Source organism: Mammaliicoccus sp. A-M4 (assembly GCF_022386955.1).
In the GTDB taxonomy this organism is placed as follows: domain Bacteria; phylum Bacillota; class Bacilli; order Staphylococcales; family Staphylococcaceae; genus Mammaliicoccus; species Mammaliicoccus lentus.
The window spans coordinates 25,011-39,438 of sequence record NZ_JAJNHH010000006.1; the positions used below are offsets into that span (position 1 = coordinate 25,011).

13 protein-coding genes are annotated in these 14,428 nt (G+C 31.5%); 4 read left to right on the forward strand and 9 right to left on the reverse strand.

Annotation, left to right across the window (positions count from 1 at the left end; translation table 11 throughout):
- Nucleotides 1-73: 73 nt before the first annotated feature.
- Nucleotides 74-1,084, reverse strand: coding sequence for an aldose epimerase family protein (locus LQ682_RS06600; RefSeq protein WP_239724043.1), 1,011 nt, complete (start codon nucleotides 1,082-1,084; stop codon nucleotides 74-76).
- Between the two features lie 156 nt (nucleotides 1,085-1,240).
- On the opposite strand from LQ682_RS06600, the gene LQ682_RS06605 reads away from it, so the two are divergent.
- Complete coding sequence (locus LQ682_RS06605; RefSeq protein WP_239724045.1) at nucleotides 1,241-2,089, forward strand: CPBP family intramembrane glutamic endopeptidase; 849 nt, start codon at nucleotides 1,241-1,243, stop codon at nucleotides 2,087-2,089.
- Nucleotides 2,090-2,177: 88 nt separating this feature from the next.
- Here the strand turns inward: LQ682_RS06605 and aldA are convergent, their stop codons facing one another.
- Nucleotides 2,178-3,602, reverse strand: coding sequence for an aldehyde dehydrogenase (gene aldA / locus LQ682_RS06610; protein WP_103268713.1), 1,425 nt, complete (start codon nucleotides 3,600-3,602; stop codon nucleotides 2,178-2,180).
- 162 nt (nucleotides 3,603-3,764) lie between these two features.
- On the reverse strand, nucleotides 3,765-4,640 hold the full coding sequence (locus tag LQ682_RS06615; RefSeq protein ID WP_103268712.1) for a helix-turn-helix transcriptional regulator: 876 nt from the start codon (nucleotides 4,638-4,640) through the stop codon (nucleotides 3,765-3,767).
- A gap of 132 nt (nucleotides 4,641-4,772) precedes the next feature.
- On the opposite strand from LQ682_RS06615, the gene LQ682_RS06620 reads away from it, so the two are divergent.
- Entirely contained in the window at nucleotides 4,773-5,006 is a 234-nt protein-coding gene (locus LQ682_RS06620; RefSeq protein WP_064211238.1) for a DUF3923 family protein, read from the forward strand.
- Between the two features lie 242 nt (nucleotides 5,007-5,248).
- On the opposite strand, the gene LQ682_RS06625 is transcribed toward LQ682_RS06620, so the two are convergent.
- The 5 genes from LQ682_RS06625 to LQ682_RS06645 all read right to left on the reverse strand — a co-directional run bounded on the left by LQ682_RS06625 (nucleotide 5,249) and on the right by LQ682_RS06645 (nucleotide 11,630).
- Nucleotides 5,249-6,619 carry a sugar porter family MFS transporter gene (locus tag LQ682_RS06625; RefSeq protein ID WP_239724047.1) on the reverse strand — a complete coding sequence of 457 codons (1,371 nt, stop codon included), beginning with the start codon at nucleotides 6,617-6,619 and terminating at the stop codon, nucleotides 5,249-5,251.
- 48 nt (nucleotides 6,620-6,667) lie between these two features.
- On the reverse strand, nucleotides 6,668-8,089 hold the full coding sequence (araA, locus tag LQ682_RS06630) for an L-arabinose isomerase (RefSeq protein ID WP_256933713.1): 1,422 nt from the start codon (nucleotides 8,087-8,089) through the stop codon (nucleotides 6,668-6,670).
- A 20-nt stretch (nucleotides 8,090-8,109) separates the two neighbouring features.
- The gene (locus LQ682_RS06635) at nucleotides 8,110-8,802 is read right to left on the reverse strand and encodes an L-ribulose-5-phosphate 4-epimerase (RefSeq protein ID WP_016999330.1); all 693 of its coding nucleotides are present in this window, start codon (nucleotides 8,800-8,802) and stop codon (nucleotides 8,110-8,112) included.
- A gap of 10 nt (nucleotides 8,803-8,812) precedes the next feature.
- The gene (locus LQ682_RS06640) at nucleotides 8,813-10,414 is read right to left on the reverse strand and encodes a xylulokinase (RefSeq protein WP_218729809.1); all 1,602 of its coding nucleotides are present in this window, start codon (nucleotides 10,412-10,414) and stop codon (nucleotides 8,813-8,815) included.
- Nucleotides 10,415-10,541: 127 nt separating this feature from the next.
- On the reverse strand, nucleotides 10,542-11,630 hold the full coding sequence (locus LQ682_RS06645; RefSeq protein WP_064204208.1) for a GntR family transcriptional regulator: 1,089 nt from the start codon (nucleotides 11,628-11,630) through the stop codon (nucleotides 10,542-10,544).
- 186 nt (nucleotides 11,631-11,816) lie between these two features.
- On the opposite strand from LQ682_RS06645, the gene LQ682_RS06650 reads away from it, so the two are divergent.
- Together LQ682_RS06650 and allD are read left to right on the forward strand one after the other, a co-directional pair.
- Nucleotides 11,817-11,999, forward strand: coding sequence for a VraH family peptide resistance protein (locus tag LQ682_RS06650; protein WP_103268709.1), 183 nt, complete (start codon nucleotides 11,817-11,819; stop codon nucleotides 11,997-11,999).
- A gap of 266 nt (nucleotides 12,000-12,265) precedes the next feature.
- Nucleotides 12,266-13,282 (forward strand): ureidoglycolate dehydrogenase, encoded by a 1,017-nt coding sequence (gene allD / locus LQ682_RS06655; RefSeq protein ID WP_016999326.1) that lies wholly within the window; start codon nucleotides 12,266-12,268, stop codon nucleotides 13,280-13,282.
- A gap of 135 nt (nucleotides 13,283-13,417) precedes the next feature.
- On the opposite strand, the gene LQ682_RS06660 is transcribed toward allD, so the two are convergent.
- On the reverse strand, nucleotides 13,418-14,422 hold the full coding sequence (locus LQ682_RS06660) for a zinc-binding alcohol dehydrogenase family protein (protein WP_239724049.1): 1,005 nt from the start codon (nucleotides 14,420-14,422) through the stop codon (nucleotides 13,418-13,420).
- Nucleotides 14,423-14,428 lie beyond the last annotated feature (6 nt).

The following is a 14,428-nucleotide window of genomic DNA, read 5'->3' on the forward strand; positions in this document are numbered from 1 at the left end:
TAGAACATAAAAAAACTGACCTCAATTTGAGTATGAGGTCAGTTTTTTTATGTTGGTATGTTATTTAAATTTACTAGATTACATTCACCTTATAACTTGTCTCGCTTTTATACGTTTTTCCTTTTCTTAATATAGATGGTGCTTTTTCACCATATAAATGGATGTCATCAGGAATGGATTGGGCTTCTAATGTAAAGCCTCCGTGTTCGACTATACTATTTTTACTGTCATTCCAGTCTACTTCGTTTAATGTAAATAGAACAACGACGTCATTATCTGTCGTCATACTAACTTCCATTTCTCCATTTGTTACTGTGAATGTATCCTCATTTATTTTGATTGGATGGTCTATTCCATTATATTTCTCTATTTGATTCAAACCACTTTCGAATATATCTTTAAAAGATAAATATTTTTTATCAATCGTTTCATTAAGATTTACTGTTTCTTCATTTTTAACAATTTGTTTGTCATTCAATGTGTACATTTGAAGATTTTCATTTTTAATTTCGTGATTATCAATTCTTTGTTCAATTTTATTTAAATTAAAGTATACATGATTCATTGGATTAAATAATGTATCCTCTGTACTAGTAGCTTCGTAATTAATCGTCCACTCCATTTTTGATAAATCGTAACGATGGAAGACTTTAATTTGAATATCACCTGGGAAATGATCATTTTTTGATAACAGTTCAGCATTATATATGATAGTGACCGCTTCATCATCATTTATAATTTCATAATCACAAATTTGAGTATGTAATCCGTTAGAACCACCGTGTAAATTATGCTCAGAGTCATTTTGTTCTAATTCATACATTTGATCGTTTAACTCAAACTTTCCACCATCAATTCTGCCACCGTATCTACCTATAGTAGCACCAAAAAAATATGGATTTTCTTCATAATATTGAATTAAGTCATCTTGTGCATCCGGCCCTAAAACAATAAATCTACCATTAACTTTCCAATCGACTATTCTCATACCAAAGTTCGTGAATTTTATTTCTGAATAATCATCATAAATTGTTATTAAATCAATATTTTTATCTTTATCTAAAGTTTCAATATTAAAAGCCATTACCTTACCCCTATTCTTTATATGATAACGTTTACTTACTATAAATTTTAACACAACATATAAAACAAATCTGGTTTAAGTTATACTTCTTAATAAAGAAAAAATAATTTAATTACTCAATGCAAAATCAATATATTCATAAGGGAGAAAATTTTCATGTCTAAAAACTTTAGTCTTCTTAGCCTTATATGGTATGCGTTATTAGCTTCATTATTACTTTCTCTTTCAAGTATTATCGGTAATTTCTTTCATGAACAAAATTTATTATCTTGGAATATGACTGTAATAGTACAAGGTGTTGTCTTTTCATTAGCAACATTAATAACATTATTCATTATTTCAAGAAAAAATAAAGTTATATTAAAATCTTTATCATTAACTCAATTTAAAGTTACTAAATATACATTAGTAGCTATTTTAACGCCTTTTATATTAGTTGTTTTAGGGTTATTATCTGCTTATCAGCTTGGATTAATTAGAGACATTCAGTTCAATTTATCTTCTGGAGTTATCTCAGCTATATTATTAAATATTGTTACTGCTTTTTTATATGAAGCATTTCCTGAAGAGGTTTTTATACGTGGTTTAGTATTAAACGAGTTAAGTAAAAAATTCCGTTTTATCGTTACAATATTTCTTCAACCAATATTATTTGTTTGTATAGCAACGTTCTCAACAACAGTGACGAGCTTCGTCCTAAATAAATCTCTAGATATAAATATATCTTACGTTATTCTTATATTTACATTTGGTATTGCATTACAGTTATACAAATACTGTAGTGGCTCACTTTGGGTTAACATACTATTTCACCTTGTTTACTTAGGCGTTACAAGGTATATAGCTTCAAATGGAACGAACCCAAAATACCCTAACCTCATCTCTTTTAAAGAAGATATTCCTGGAATTATGGTTATCTATTTATCCTTTGGCTGGGTTATTATTGGTAGTATATTAATATTATCAATCCTCGCTTTAGTTAAGAGAAAGAGTTCCAAAATCTAATTATTTAGCGTTACAAATAAATTAGGCTGAGACATTAATAAATGTCTCAGCCTGAATTTTTTAAAAAAGTTCTCATACCTAACTCATTTTATTCATAACGTATATAAGTTACTGTCGTATTTAAATATTCTTCAAATCCGTTAATACCATCTGCGCCACCTAATCCTGATTGACGCCATCCTGCATGATAACCTACAATTGCTTCTTCTGCTTCACAATTAACATATACTTCTCCGAATTTTAATCTTTCACTTGCTAACATTGCTTCTTTTAGGTTTTCAGTAAATATATAAGAAGAAAGACCATATTCAGTATTGTTCGCTTCATCTATGGCTTCGTCGAAAGCGTCATAACTAACAATCGGTAATACTGGTCCAAAGATTTCTTCTTTCATCGCTACAGAATCTTTAGATAAATTCGTTAACACTGTTGGTTCATAGAAGAATCCTTTACGATCTATTATATTACCACCTAATTCTACTTTCGCACCTTCCTTAATGGCAGTTTGTACCTTGTCATCTACTGCTGATAATTGTTTTTGGTTAATCATCGATCCCATCGTTGTTTCTTTATCATTAGGATCTCCAGGGCGAACGTCTTTCATTTTACGCTTAACGATTTCTAAAAAGTCATTGAATACGTCTTTTTCAACATATATACGCTCAGGACATGTACATACTTGACCACTATTATTAATTCTTGCTTGTACAATGTATTCAGCAGCTTTTTCTAAATCTGCATTTTTCGTTACAATCGCTGGTGCTTTACCACCAAGTTCTAAGTTTACACCTTTAACATTACTAGCTGCATTCTCCATAACAGATTTTCCAGCACCGATACTGCCCGTAATAGAAATAAAATCTACATTTTTACTTTGAGATAGATAATTGCCGACATCTGAGCCAGTACCCGTTAAAATTTGAACAAGGCCATCTGGTATATCTGTTTCTTGGATATATTCAGCTATTTTGAAAGTTCCGAAAGGTGTTTCTTCACTTGGTTTTACAACAATAGAACAACCTGTAACAAGAGCCGGAATAAGCTTTCTCATTAATACAAATATTGGTGCGTTCCATGGAATAATACCGACAGTTGTCCCTACAGGTTTTTTAGTAAGAATAACAGTTTCATTTTCAACCTCACTTTGAAGAACCTCACCGTTATTCTTTCTAGCTAAGCTACACATATATTTAATATATTCAATAGACTTATCAATTTCTCCAATAGCAGAACTATATATTTTACCTTGCTCTTCTACATAAATTTTAGCAAGTTCATCTTTGTTTTTCTCAAGTTTTTCAGCCAATGCCTCAACTATTTTTGCACGTTTAATAATATTAACCTTTTCCCATTCCAACTGAGCAGCATTAGAACCTTTAATAGCCTTCTCAGCATCATCTTCATTCGCTAAAGTCACTGTATCGATAACCTCTTCAGTCGCAGGGTTAATAACATCTAAATCTTCAGTAGATTTACTTTCAACAAACTGACCATTAATAAATAACTTATTCACAAAATGACCTCCCTTTTTATTAAATAATTCCCTTGAAAAGAATTAAGTAAACAAATATAGAGGATAGAATGTGAATGTACATTCTAATCAAAGAATATGTTAAATGATTGAATAATAATTCCTAAAACTACAAATAAAACAGCACCGTAAATTAAAGTATTTTCAATCTTCAAATGTTAAATTAATTGGTTTATCTAAAAGTACACGGTCCAAATTCATGTTAGTTGAAGGAGTATTTTTATCTACACTCGTAAAACGTATACCATCAATCCAAGCCTTACCTGATCCTTGTAATAATAATCCAAAAGATATTATTTCACTACTATCTGGTACATCAAGAACAATCGAATATATATTCCAATTATTTGTACCAACAATTGGGCGATCACTCATATTGTCAAATTGTAATATGTCTTCTGACTTATTATCTATTCTCATCCACAACCCAACAGTTTCTTGAACATTATCAGTTTTAATAAAAGCTGATAATTTCATTCGGTTATTTTTATATGATTTGGCACTAAACTGTTGCATCATTGTGGCAAAACCATTTGGCTTTCTACCATTTTTTGATTTTAAAAAACCTGATGCTTTACCTTGATATACATTTGTATGATCTATTCCCATTTCATAATCAAAAGGATCACTGCCACTAATAAACCAACCTTTAATTTCATTATTCATTATAAAATCCTCCTTTTTTCTATTTACATTAGTCATCAACTTTCTGTATCGTCCAGGTGGTAAACCATAATATTTTCTAAAAGCTCTCGTAAAAGATTCTTGTGATTCAAATTGATAATAAAATGCTATGTCTATTATCTTCTCTTCAGTATTAATTAATAAATTAGCAGCATTTGTGAGTCTTCGTATTCTGATATAATTAGCAAAAGACATACCGGTAAATGACAAAAACACTCTATGAAAATGATATTTTGAAAATCCTGCAACGCTTGATATATCAGTAGAAGAAATATCTTCGTGTAAGTTATTTTCAATCCAATTAATTGTTTTTTGAATGATAGTATCATATTTCAAAGTAATCACCTCCTCTAGATATTATATTAGCTATTTAAATTCATTAAATCTTGACTTTATTTGCTATTTTTAAAATAGTATCATTCGATATGTATCCTTATTTTATAAATAGAGTATATTGAGGTGACAGTTATGAAACTATCTTGGGTTTTATGGTGGATTGTTAGTATTTTTGAACTGGCTTCTTTCACTGCTATTTCATTATTTTTATGGTTTAGAGATCAAGATGCTGGAGGTGTCACTCAAACTATAGAATTAAAATGGGTTAATATTGGTATATTATTTCTAGCATTCATTTTCCCATTTTTACTACAATTAATATGGCTAATTTTTAATATTGTTGTTTCTAAAAGACAAAGCACATAATAAAAGGGCTTTGAAATGATTTACGATATCACAATGTTGCACGTGGAGCCCGTCTTGCAACATTCTAACACTCTATATTGCACGTGGTACTTGTCTTGCAACATCCTAACCCTTTATATTGCACGTGGCACTCGTCTTGCAACATCCGCTCCCAAATCTTCCACCATCAAAAAACTCTCTTCATTGTTTCCACTTTTCAGTGTCTACGTTGAAGAGAGCTCTCATTTTATTCATTATCTATTTTATGCATTTGATTCCGCTGGTTCATTCATACGGTCATCTAAGTATAATTCGATTTCTTCTAGTGTTTTTCCTTTTGTTTCATATAATACATATTTAGAGAATAAGAAACCTATCACACATATACCCGCAAACATAAAGAATATATTACTTAATCCAATGCTTTGCATAAGTACAGGGAAGAATAATGCGACTACGATATTTCCTAACCAGTTAACCATTGACGCTATTCCTGTCGCCATCCCTCTTGCTTCACTTGGGAACAGTTCTCCTACTACAATCCAAGTAACTGCTGCCCAAGAATATGCATAAAATATGACATATACGCATATAAAAATAAATACGAGTGATATTGCCCACATATGTCCGTCATTTGTATATGGATAAATAATACCTACTAATAATAAGCATAGTCCCATTCCTATTGATCCGGACATAAATAATGTTTTTCTATTAAACTTATCTACAAATATCAATGTCACAATTGTTGCTAGCACGAAGACAACACCGACACCCACTGTTGAAATTACACCACTGATTGTTGATCCAAACACATCCCCAAGTATTTGTGATGAGTAGTAGAAAATTGTATTTGCACCTTGTATTTGTTGTAAAAATGTTACACAACAACCGACAAACACTGAAAATGTAACAGCTTTTGTAAGTTTGAATTTCTTCTGTTCTTTACTGATTGTTTCATTAATTTGTAATATTTCTCTATATTCTCTTTCTGCTTCACGTTCTGTTCTAATTTTCTTCAAATTACTTAATGCTAAATCTGTAAGTCCTTTTTTAATTAGGTATCTAGGTGATTCTGGTAAAATAAATGCGCCTATGAAGAGTACAATTGCTGGTACAACTGCGCCTCCTAGCATCCATCTCCAACCTTCAAAGACACCTATAAATGCATAGTTCACACCATAAGATATAAGCATACCGATTGTTATCATCAATTGGTTCAAACCAGATATTTTACCTCTAATGACTGGTGGAGATATTTCTCCCATGTACATTGGTACGAGAGCCGAAGCCGAACCAACTGAAATACCTAGTATAAATCTAGAAACAATTAATATTTCTGGATTCCCTGAAAAACCACAAGCTAATGATCCAACAGCGAAGATAATTGCTGTAATTAGAATCATCATTTTTCTGCCCCATTTATCAGCTAATGGCGCCATTGAAACTGCACCAATCATTGCACCTAAAAATAGTATTGAAGTAATTGTTCCTTCTAGTAATGGACTGATTTCCCATGTTTCTTTAATTCCTGGTAAAGCTCCGTTTATAATACCGATATCATATCCAAATAAAAATCCTCCGAAAGCACCAAATGCATATATTAAACCTGTCTTTGGCTTTTTATCTCCCATTTTCATTCCCCTTTGTTATTGAGATTTGAATTAAATTATCGAATTTGCCTAGTTAATTAACTTATATTCCAGGTTAAACAATGTTGCTAAAGTTACGATTTGTTCTTTTGTTAAGCTTAAAGATATGACTGTATGGTGACCGCCACCTTGAGTGATCCATTCTTTTATACCTTCATGAAAACCTGGTTTTACTTTCCAAATCACACGTGCAACTGGTAAATGAGGAGCCGCTTCTTCTGGAACAAAAGCTTCTACTTCATTGATTAACATTCTAAAATGAGTTCCCATATCTGAAATAGATACAATTACGCCCTCTCCAGCTTCTCCGTCAAATACTAATCTAGCTGGGTCATTTTTGCCTCCAATACCAAGTGGGTTTACGACAATTTTTGGTTTTGTTTTTGCTAAAGTAGGATCTACTTCTAACATATGTGAACCAAGTATTGCTTCACGCCCTGATCTCATTTCATATGTGTAATCTTCCATGAAACCTGTTTGCGTATTGTGAGACATCACTTTTAATAACCTATCTAAAGCTGCAGTTTTCCAATCTCCTTCTCCAGCAAAGCCATATCCCTGTTCATTCAATCTTTGAACTGCTAAGCCTGGTAATTGTTCCATGCCATATAAATCTTCAAAGTTAGTAGTAAATGCTGTATAACCACCTGTATCTAAAAATCGTTTAATGGCAATTTCATATTTGATTTGTTCTTTAACTGAACTTTCCCAGTCGCTCACTTCATAGTCACCATAATCAAAGTCGTATAACGTTTTATATTCATCGAATAAGTTATTTACTTCTTGTTCAGAAACTTCATTAACAATTGATGTTAAGTCACCAATTCCGAAATAATCTACTGTCCAACCTAATTGAATTTGAGCTTCTATCTTATCGCCTTCTGTCACAGCAACATTTCTCATATTGTCTCCGAATCTCGCAACTTTGATATTGAAGCTTTCGTTGTATGCATATGCTACATTCATCCAACGACTAATTTGTTCTTGTACTTCAGCTTCTTGCCAATGACCAACGATTACTTCATTATTTTTCTTTAATCTTTCATTTATGTAACCATATTCTCTATCACCATGTGCTGATTGGTGTAAGTTCATGTAATCCATATCAATTGTGTCCCATGGAATATGATTATTAAATTGAGTAACAAAGTGTAGAAGCGGTTTTTGTAAAATTCGTGTACCTCTAATCCACATTTTTGCTGGAGAGAATGTATGCATCCATGTGATAACACCTTGTACTTCATCTTTGTAGTTAGCTTCTTTCATAACTGATGTAATTACATCTTGTGATATTGCTAACTCTTCTTTTAATTTAATTGGATAAGGTAAGCTTCCTTCTTTATTTAAAGTGTCTACAATTGTTTGAGCATTGGCTTTCACTTGATTTAATGCTTCGTCCCCATATAACTCTTGTGATCCTACAAAAAACCAAAATTCTTTTTGATTACTCATTTTTATTTTCCTCCTTTAGATTATTGTCCGTAATATGAATTTTCTCCATGTTTTCTTTCATAATGTTTATTCAAGATTCTATTTGGTAAGTGTTCGCTTTCTTGATTTAATTGAAGTGTAAATAAATTCATCTTACATACTTCTTCTAGTACTACCGCATTCATTACAGCTTTCTCTGCATTTTCTGCCCAAACAAATGGTGCGTGACCATGTAAGAGTACTCCTGGAACTTCATTTGGATTTATATTTCTTTCTTCAAAAGTTTCAACAATGACGTTTCCTGTTTCATGTTCATAATTTTTATTAATCTCTTCTTCTGTTAAATGCCTTGCACATGGAACTGGTCCAAAGAATGTATCAGCATGTGTCGTTCCATAAACAGGTACATCTAATCCGGCTTGTGACCAAATCGTTGCCCAAGTAGAATGTGTATGAACTATGCTGCCAATATCTTTGAATGATTTATATAACACCGCGTGTGTAGGCATGTCTGAAGAGGGATTTAATTCACCTTCGATTACTTCGCCATCTAAATTACAAACGACCATGTCATCTGCAGTCATTACATCGTAATCGACGCCACTTGGTTTAATGACGAATAAATTACTTTCTCTGTCGATTGCACTGACATTACCCCATGTATATTTAATGAGTTCTCTTCTTGGTAATTCGAGGTTTGCTTCAAACACTTCTTTTTTTAATTTTTCTAACATGTTTACACTCCTAACGAATAAATTGAGATGCTTTTCTTTCTATTTCTAAACCTTTTTTATATTCAGTTATAAATTGTTCATATTCTTCTACATCTTTTTCAGATGGTTGAATAACACTACCTTCTTGTTGTCCGAATATGTTCTCTTCTAAATATTGATTTAATGGTAATAGGCTATCGTTGTTGACCATATATCTTGCAAGTATAGCCATCCCCCATGCGCCACCGTCATTAGCCGTCTTTAACACTTCAACTGAACTATTTAAAGCTGCGCCTAATATACGTTGTGCAATTTCTTCTGTCTTAAAAATGCCTCCATGAACAACAAATGAATCGATAAGTACTTTCTCTTCTTCTTTAAGAATATCTACGCCGATTTTCAATGTGCTAAACGCTGACATAATATGCGTCTTCATAAAGTTTGCTAAATTGAATTGGCTATCTGTTGGTCTCAAGAAAATAGGTATGCCTTTGTTTATTTTTGTAATGTTTTCACCTGATATATATCCATAAGATAATAAGTTCCCATTTTGCTCATCTGCATGTTGCGTATGATTAAATAGTCGTTCATAAAGTTGGTTTTTATCGACTTCCACACCCATTACTTCAAAAGTCTCTTCAAACAAATTCACCCAAGCATTAATGTCTGAAGTACAATTGTTTGTATGAACCATTGCGACTAAATCCCCAGATGGTGTTGTCACAATATCTATTTCTGGATGTACTTTGCTTAAAGGTTGGTCTAATACAAGCATTGCAAATGCACTCGTACCAGCCGATATATTGCCTTTTTTCTTTTCAACACTATTAGTAGCGACCATACCAGTACCTGCGTCACCTTCAGGAGGGCAAAGTGGCACACCTGGTTCTAAATTATTTGTAGGGTCTAATAACTTAGCGCCTTGTTCTGTTAAACAACCTGCATTTGTACCTGCTGTTAGAACTTTTGGTAAGACTGATTCAATATCCCATTCAAATTGTTTATCTTTGATAAGTTCATCAAACTGATTCAATTTTTCTTGGTCATATTTTTTAGTATTTTGATCAATTGGAAACATACCTGAAGCATCGCCTACACCTAATACTTTCTGTTCTGTTAAATACCAGTGAATGTATCCAGCTAAAGTTGTTATAAATTGAATGTCTTTGACGTGTTGTTCCTCATTTAAAATAGCTTGGTATAAATGCGCTATACTCCAACGTTCAGGTATATTAAACTGAAAATAATCTCTTAATTTATTTGCTGCTTCTTCAGTATATGAATTTCTCCAAGTTCTAAACGGCACAAGCAAGTCATCGTTTTTATCAAACGCTAAATATCCATGCATCATTCCGCTTATCCCTAGAGATTTCACTTTTTTAATCGTCACATTATATTTTGATTCAATGTCATCTGTCATTGATTTATAACTTTTTTGTAAACCTATCCAGACATCATTAATTGAATAAGTCCAATACCCATCTTTGAATTCATTTTCCCATTCAAAATATCCAGATCCTATCGTTTCAAAGTTAGTATCGATGGCCACTGTCTTAATCCTAGTTGAACCCAATTCGATACCGATAGATATCTCACCGTTCGATATTTCTGTATGAATTTTACCTTGATTCAAAATACCGCCTCCCTCTTGCAATCGTTTTCAAAAAGAAATATACCACCACTTGACCGTACATGTCAAATATAATTTTTATTTGTCCATATATGTAATAAACGCAAAAAAAAATACTTAAGTACAAAACTTAAGCATTTCTCTTTTTAACACTATTTCTTATTATAATTTCTGTATCCATAATAGTCGTTTCTCCAATTTGACCAGAATTTATAGCCTTTATCATCCATCGTGCTGCTTCTACTCCAAGGTTTTCTTGAGGGTGAGAAGTAGTTGTAAGTGATATATCTTCGAGTTGACTTAAAATAGAGTTGTCTTCCCCAACTACGGAGTAATCATCAGGTACACATTTTCCATTTTCTTTTAAACGCTTTATAAATGAATAAGCAATATCATCGTTATAACAAACAAAGGCACTCGGATTGATTTCATGATTTAATAACTCTTTTATGATTAAATCTAGAACTTTATCTTTTGTCTCAGTTGTATAAGTAAAGATATTTTCACCTTTAAATATCGCACCTTTATCCTCAAAAGCTTCTATATACCCTTTCATACGAAACTTACCTTGCATATCATCTATTTTAGTTATTAGAACAATGTCATCATGACCTTCATCTAATAAATAAGAAGTCGCAAGAAATCCAGATTTTGTGTCATCAATACTTATATAAGGAATGTTTAACTCTTCATAGCAAGCATTAATCATTAGCACAGGTATTTCTTTACTTTTTAATAACGAATAAAAAGATAAATTAGGGTTAAACACATTACTCTTCGTCGGTTCAACAATCAAACCTTGAACACCTTGTTCTATCATCATCTCAAGACAACGTCGCTCACCAGCATGTGTATTATTCGTACTCGCTAATATAAGAGAATAACCATTAGCACCTAATATTTTTTCGATTCCTCTAATTATACTTGGGAAAATATAATCAGAAAGATATGTAACGATTACACCGATTTTTTTGGTAGAAGTATCATGATTTGTTTTTTTCAAATAGTTATCACTAACAATTGAGCCTAGACCTTTTTTCTTTATGATATAACCATCTTGTACTAATAAATCTATAGCTTGTCTTATTGTATAGCGACTAACATTGTATTGTTCTTGAAGCTTTTTCTCAGAAGGGATCGTTTTACCATACTCATATTCATTATTTATAATTTTATCTTTTAATTGGAAAGCAATTAATTTATATTTAGGTTCAGCCATAAACTATCTCCATTCCTTGTAACTAAGTTATTTCAATTATATAAATTATAACATAACAAATATTATAATTATAAATAGCTATTATACACATTTTAAATATACAATTACTCTTTAACTTTTACATTTTATGTTATTATATACATAGATTATAAATATTAAAACATTGAGTTTTATAGGAGTGATTTCATGAAAATTAAAGATGTTTTAAAGAAAAGTTTCAATGATTTACTAGACCTTGAGCTTAACTGGTACAATGCTGCAGTGCTAATAGTATGTGTACTCGTATTAAGCGCAATTTTCACACCACTTTTAGGTATACCAGTAGGTCTCCTAGCAGGCGCATATTACTTGAAAAATTATAAAAAATAGATTGAAAAAACTTCTAAAACAAGTTTTTCACAAAATAAACCTTCTAATTAGTTGATTTAATCTTCTTATAGAAGGTTTATTTATATTCTATTCCTTTTACATAATAGTATTTAATAAATCATTATACTTTGTGTGTTATATACCAAAATAAAAACATATCCCTTCTATTGACAACGCTTACAATAACTTTTAACATTTAAACATACCATAATATAATATAATGTTCCATATTATGATATAAACTGTAAATTTAAGGGGATGAGCATTTGTATACAGTCAATTATCAAGATTTATTTGATTATACTATGAAAGTTTTCCAAAAGTACGATGTTCCAGAAGAACATGCTAAAGTTATTGCTGATGTTTTAGTACATGCAAATTTAAGAGGAGTAGATTCTCATGGTGTACTTAGGTTAGAACATTATATTAAAAGAATTTCATCTGGAGGGATAAATACTAATCCAAAAGTCCAATTTGAAACTACATCAAAGTCTACTGGAATTATGGACGGGGATAATGGATTTGGTCATTATATATCTAATCAAGCAGTAGAAAAAGGTGTCGAATTATGCTTAGACAATGGTATTTCTGCAGTAGCTGTTAAAAACAGCAGTCACTGTGGTGCTTTATCTTATTTTGTCGATAAAATTGCAAACAAGAAACTTATTGGTATTGCTATGACTCATACTGATAGTAGTGTAATACCATTTGGTGGAAAAGAGCCTTATTTTGGTACAAATCCTATAGCATTTGGTTTTCCTATGTCTAAAGATGATAATGTCATTTTAGATTTCGCAACTAGTACTGTCGCTCTAGGTAAAATTTTAAACTCACAGAATAACAATAAAACTATTCCGGATGGTTGGGGTGTAGATTCTGAAGGAAATACAACAAATGACCCTGATAAAGTAGCATATTTAACTCCATTTGGTGGACCTAAAGGTTACGGTTTAGCTATGGTTGTCGAAATCTTTTCTTCTTTATTAAGTGGATCTGCATTTGGTCCACACATAACAAAAATGTATGGAGATTATAATAAAAACAGAGAATTAGGTCATTTCTTTATATTAATTGACCCTTCAAAATTTGTATCTATAGATGATTTTACAAATAGATTGATACAAATGACTCAAGAAATAAAACAAGTACAACCATCTAATGGTATTAAAGAAGTTTTAGTCCCAGGCGATATTGAAAAAATAAATGAAAAAAATAATAAAATACATGGGATTCAACTTTCTGAAAATGTTTATGAATTTATTAAAAATGAAATAAATATTTAATAAAGCTAAGAATATCTAAAATATAAACCGCCTATTCATATTCAAAACCTCACTCTATTGATTTTTCAACAGGTGAGGTTTTCTATTTAAAATCGTTTGATATTCACTTATTAAGTAGTGACCTTTCTAGCAACTTTATATTTCTATAACAGTCTTGTTTGTTTTAAAAACACCTTGTTCAAAGAAGTCTAGAGTATTTTCAAATCCTAGTTCTTTTGTGAAATAACTTTCCTGTATTTTTCCATCTCTTATTTGATTTATAACAAAATCAAAATCTGCCAAAGTAGCGTTTCTACTAGCCATTAAAGTAATCTCTTTTGCATGGAAATCAGGATCTACAAATTGTATATTATCTTTAACTAATCCTACATACACAATTCTACCGCCATGGTTTACATAATTGAATGCTTGTTCCATTGAATTTTTGTTACCAGTTGCATCAAATACGACTGTTGGTAATTCATCGTCATTTATTGTCTTAATATCCTCTATGATATTTTCATTTGATTTTATGACTTCATCACATTCAGACCATTCCTGACAAAATTCCAACCTTTCTTCACTCAAATCCACAACTATTACTTTTGCGCCTTGTAGCTTAGAAAACCTTGCAACACCTAAACCTATTGGTCCAGCACCAACTACTAATACAGTTTCTTCTTGCTGAATATTCGCTCTTCTGACACCATGTGCACCAATGCTCAATGGCTCAATCATAGCCCCCATTTTCAAAGGTAAATCATTTATTTTTATAACATTTTGCTGAGGTACAGCTAAATATCCAGTCATCCCCCCATCTCTATGGACCCCTATTACTTCGATGTTTTCACAACAATTAGGTTTGTCATTTACACATGACAGACAATATCCACAAGATACATAGGGAATAATTGTGACTTTATCTCCATGTTGAAAATCTTTCACTAATTCGCCTATTTTTACCACTTCTCCTGATAATTCATGTCCTAAAATTCTAGGGTATTCGAAGAATGGCTGATTCCCTCCGTATGCATGAATATCAGTACCACATATTCCTATATATTTTATTTTAATCAGAACATGATCATCGGGAATGTCTTCATTTAATTGTTCATTTTTAATAACCATTTTCCCTGGTTCTTCACAAATTATTGACTTCATAATATT

Coding starts and splice junctions, on each gene's coding strand:
- LQ682_RS06600 (WP_239724043.1), bottom strand. CDS start 1,084: ATGGCTTTTAATATTGAAACTTTAGATAAAGATAAAAATATTGATTTA.
- LQ682_RS06605 (WP_239724045.1), top strand. CDS start 1,241: ATGTCTAAAAACTTTAGTCTTCTTAGCCTTATATGGTATGCGTTATTA.
- LQ682_RS06620 (WP_064211238.1), top strand. CDS start 4,773: ATGAAACTATCTTGGGTTTTATGGTGGATTGTTAGTATTTTTGAACTG.
- LQ682_RS06625 (WP_239724047.1), bottom strand. CDS start 6,619: ATGGGAGATAAAAAGCCAAAGACAGGTTTAATATATGCATTTGGTGCT.
- araA (WP_256933713.1), bottom strand. CDS start 8,089: ATGAGTAATCAAAAAGAATTTTGGTTTTTTGTAGGATCACAAGAGTTA.
- LQ682_RS06635 (WP_016999330.1), bottom strand. CDS start 8,802: ATGTTAGAAAAATTAAAAAAAGAAGTGTTTGAAGCAAACCTCGAATTA.
- LQ682_RS06645 (WP_064204208.1), bottom strand. CDS start 11,630: ATGGCTGAACCTAAATATAAATTAATTGCTTTCCAATTAAAAGATAAA.
- LQ682_RS06650 (WP_103268709.1), top strand. CDS start 11,817: ATGAAAATTAAAGATGTTTTAAAGAAAAGTTTCAATGATTTACTAGAC.
- LQ682_RS06660 (WP_239724049.1), bottom strand. CDS start 14,422: ATGAAGTCAATAATTTGTGAAGAACCAGGGAAAATGGTTATTAAAAAT.